Origin of the sequence: Companilactobacillus halodurans (assembly GCF_009600985.1) — a bacterium.
Classification (GTDB): Bacteria; Bacillota; Bacilli; order Lactobacillales; family Lactobacillaceae; genus Companilactobacillus; species Companilactobacillus halodurans.
Window position 1 is genome coordinate 1 of the sequence record NZ_VDFP01000161.1, and the last position, 1,308, is coordinate 1,308.

A 1,308-nucleotide genomic window follows, 5' to 3' on the forward strand; every position below is an offset into this window, starting at 1 on the left:
TTATAATAGTAATGTCTTGGAATTAGCTGGTAATTTGACTTTGGATGAGGGAGCTACTATGGAATTACATCCGCACGGTATAGCACCAGAAAATAGCTATGGAGGAGGCTGTCGGGGTATCGCTTTGATAAATGCGAATGCAATCATAAACTTTTCAGATAACTCGAATATCAATATTAATTGTGATAACAGTCCTCTGACAGGGCCAGGCCCTGATGGAAGCATTATTAATATGACTCCTAGTAATCCTGATTTGATTTCAGCTGCACTTTATGCAAGTGCAAATTCACAAATACAAATGAACGGAAAGAATAGTAATTTTAATATAAATGTAACTGGAGCGGTTTATAATAATAACTCTGTTGCATATATTCAAGGTATGACTCAGAATATTTCCAATTCATCTACCTTCTCAGTAAATTTAAAAAATCCAGGGGCTTACAATCCGATTTATGGCGTAGTTTATATTGGTAATAGTAGTAATATAAATGTTAATGAAAATGGTGAATTTGAAGTAAAAACTGATCCCTTAATAGGCGGATATTTAATGTTTATGCCTCAGGTTAGTTTTAATATAACTAGACCGAAAAGCTTTCTATTGGATAATGGAGGTAGTTCTAATAGTAAAATATTGTTTATGAATAATGATCAATATATTAACGCACAAGATATAATAGCTTCGGCTAATGGATATTCTTATGAATGGAAAACAAGCAATATCGTTTAGTGATATTCCCTTGCATAAGATGTTTCTTGTTAATATTAATGGACAGTATTTTTCCTATCAAAAAATTAGGACGTTTGGTAGGTATAAGGATTTGTATAATATAAATCAACAACTCTTAAATGCAACAGATAGTGGAAAAAACAACACTAGAGAATTTAATAAATTACAATTTACTAAGTCACCTAATCCTACTATTTCTATGACGAAACGTTACACAGATAAGACTGATCCTAAACTTACTGGTAGTGTGAAAGATGACGATGGCAATGTACTTTCTGGTGCATATGTCAGGATATATTTGGATGATGATAAAAATAATAAGGATAAATACATATCCCCAATAAATTCATTATCTAATCTTTCGGATGATGATATTGCTAATATAATTAACTCTAAAACTATTTTAACAAGTGCATCTAAAACAGATATACCTACCGCGGGGACAGGTAATGGAACAAGCTTTTCTAATAAAACTATAAAGACTAGTGACTTTACAACTGCTACTAGTGGCTCAAGTCAATATAATCAGTTTAACAACTACCTAAATGCTAATGGTGCACTAAGCACGGCATTTAATAATA

2 protein-coding genes are annotated in these 1,308 nt (G+C 31.9%); both read left to right on the forward strand.

The features are described 5' to 3' along the window. The coding region (locus FHL06_RS13275) for a hypothetical protein (RefSeq protein ID WP_238334057.1) at positions 1-727 on the forward strand (727 nt) is incomplete at its 5' end. Then, on the forward strand, positions 699-1,308 hold a 610-nt coding region (locus tag FHL06_RS13280), incomplete at its 3' end, for a hypothetical protein (protein ID WP_153387095.1). The genes FHL06_RS13275 and FHL06_RS13280, both read left to right, overlap by 29 nt.